General features: G+C 42.4%; 1 protein-coding gene, 3 tRNA genes and 2 rRNA genes. All 6 read right to left on the bottom strand.

What is annotated here, in order from left to right:
- Nucleotides 1–136 precede the first annotated feature (136 nt).
- The gene (locus KQI64_RS08555) at nt 137–820 is read right to left on the bottom strand and encodes a zinc ribbon domain-containing protein (protein WP_301282429.1); all 684 of its coding nucleotides are present in this window, start codon (nt 818–820) and stop codon (nt 137–139) included.
- A gap of 502 nt (nt 821–1,322) precedes the next feature.
- Nucleotides 1,323–1,439 (bottom strand): 5S ribosomal RNA (rrf, locus tag KQI64_RS08550).
- Nucleotides 1,440–1,457: 18 nt separating this feature from the next.
- Nucleotides 1,458–1,533, bottom strand: a tRNA-Asn gene (locus tag KQI64_RS08545).
- A gap of 586 nt (nt 1,534–2,119) precedes the next feature.
- Nucleotides 2,120–2,194, bottom strand: a tRNA-Glu gene (locus KQI64_RS08540).
- A 41-nt stretch (nt 2,195–2,235) separates the two neighbouring features.
- Nucleotides 2,236–2,311 (bottom strand) — tRNA-Lys (locus KQI64_RS08535).
- A 226-nt stretch (nt 2,312–2,537) separates the two neighbouring features.
- Nucleotides 2,538–2,655: ribosomal RNA gene (locus KQI64_RS08530) — 23S ribosomal RNA — on the bottom strand; the annotation flags it as partial.

Raw genomic sequence — 2,655 nt, 5'->3', positions numbered from 1 at the left:
CCCCTGTTTTTCATTCAGTAAACCCGAGGAGATACACCAACTGCGAGAGGTTTCATAGCCTCTCGTATTTTTTTGCAAAAAACTGGCCCAAAACTCTTTCAAGTTTTGAGCCAGCCCCTTTTGATATAGCGTGTTATTAAGATGCCATCGTAAATTCCTTGAGGAATCTCTTGTAGTCACTGTCGAAGTCGATTTCGAACTGATATCCTTTGTATAGCCTTATCTGTTTTATCAGCTTGCAGATAATCATCTTTCGCTCTTCATTAGTGCTCAGATCGAATTCATCCGCCCATGACATAAACTCGTCATAATAGAAATCAAGCTTGCCTATATCATCTTGTTGATTGGCAAGCTTGAGCTCTATTTCAGCTATTTCATTTTCTTTTTCAGCAATCGCTTGATTGGTAACATTGATAGAGGTTGTAAGCATATCTGAGGTATAATTGCTCTCCCCTATTAATACTTTACCGATTTCAGCAGAGAGCTTCACTGACTGTTTTTTCAGCTTTTCAAGCTCAGCTTCAATCTTCTTTTTCCGTTTCTTCGTGTCAGCGATTTCAGCTTTATACTGCTTTTCCATGGTTAGGCTCTTGGGAGTTACCTTTATGGCGTCAAGGTATTTTCTGACGACTTCGAGTACCACTTCGTCAACTTTCTCTGCGAGATAAGCGCCTTGACCATTGCATATACCTCTATCTCGTCCACTGTTGGTGCAGATATACCTTTGTTTTACCGTTTTCACTCTCGTGCCGTCTGCTCTGTCATAGTAGTATGTATGAGTGGTAGCAATCAGTTTTCTACCACAGTGTCCGCAGTACAGATTCCTAATATTGATACCGTATATCGGATTCCGGTCCCGCCGACTTTCATAGCCGCACAGCGTTTAACCTGAATCAAACGATCAATCAAATAGGACTTCCCATCTTCGAAAATCAGACTAAGCGGTCTTTTCTGCCCTTCTTTATTCTCATGTACAATGACATCCACATAAACCTTTTCATGGCTTGTCTGTAATCTATTGCCGCTTGAATGATAACAGCGTTTGCTAATTCTTCGGCTGCATAAAGCATAGGATCTACATACAAAATAATCACCTCTTAAAAATATTTACAACAAAAAAAGAGCCAATCACTATACTTCTAAAACTAAATTAGAAATATAATGATTGGCTCTCAAATTTACTTATGTACCAACCGCCCCTTTTAATTAGGTCAGTGAGGCGGTTGGCAAATTAAAGGAGGATTACTAATGAGTAATTCGCAAAATAAAAAAAGCCGACTGTAAAAGTCAGCTTCATTAGATATAGGAAAACTCGCTACAAGTATTGGCATCTCCCTATTTTCACACCTCGTCGCCAAGGCACTATTTTCGGCACCACTGAGCTTAACTTCCGTGTTCGGTATGGGAACGGGTGGACCCTCAGCGTCATCAACACCAATTAATTTGTAGCGAGTTTTTGGCTCCCCCAACTGGGCTCGAACCAGTGACATCATGATTAACAGTCATGCGCTCTACCGACTGAGCTATGGAGGAATGTTTACCTCAAGACTTTTTCGTCTTTATATCAAAGCCAAGACTTTAGTGTACTATAATTTTACCTCATAAATGCTGAAAATCAAGCATTTCGGTCAAATTATACTCGGACGTTTAGAGTGACAGTAACACTACCGACTGAGCTATGGAGGAATATACAATTTTTCTCGGATTTCTCCGAAGTTTTTTTGTTGAGTTTGCATAAATCCCAACTATTTTCCTATCATTAGCCAAGCAATAGAATCGGGTATTTTTCTATCTACTCGCTCTACCGACTGAGCTATGGAGGAATATCGGTAATTTGTTCGGATTTCTCCGAAATAACCTCTAAAATTCAGTCTAATGTCAGGTACTTAAATGTACGCAGCCACTACCGACTGAGCTATGGAGGAATATATAAGTGGTGACTCGTGCGGGAATCGACCAAGCGCTTCGCTCTTGATGGCTCGCATCACAGATGCTCACCGCTTTGAGCTAAAAACAGTCCACCGGACTGTTTTCTTAACGCTCAAACCCTCTCGGGTTCGATTCCGAAAACAGAATCAGTATCGAAACGTCATCAAATGATAACGTGTTTCAAACAATTTGGTGACTCGTGCGGGAATCGAACCCGCGTTGCCGGCGTGAGAGGCCGGAGTCTTAACCGCTTGACCAACGAGCCATTTTATTCAAGGGACTCATTGATGTGAGCCCCTTGAGTTTTGGTGCACCATCAGGGGCTCGAACCCGGGACACCCTGATTAAGAGTCAGGTGCTCTACCAACTGAGCTAATGGTGCATTTTTTAAATTCGGGACGGATAAGTCGGATTCACAGCTTTACGTCGGTGTCCCGAATTATTCGTTCATCAGACACTCTCGTTTCGCTCTCGCGCTCTTTCAAACATTGTTTGGAATGTTCTTCCCGCACGCCGTTTCCGCCCGCTTGGGCAAGTGCCCTGAAAACTGAATAAAGAAGAGATAAATTGAAGAAGTAAATACTGACTGACCAAAGTTCAGTGTTCATATGGTCAAGCCCTCGACCTATTAGTACTGCCAAGCTGAATGCCTCACGGCACTTACACACGCAGCCTATCAACCTCGTAGTCTTCAAGGGGTCTTACTCGTTTACACGATGGGATATC

It is taken from the genome of Lachnoclostridium sp. MSJ-17, assembly GCF_018918205.1.
Classification (GTDB): Bacteria; Bacillota; Clostridia; order Oscillospirales; family Acutalibacteraceae; genus Ruminococcoides.
This window is presented reverse-complemented; position numbering and strand designations above follow the sequence as displayed.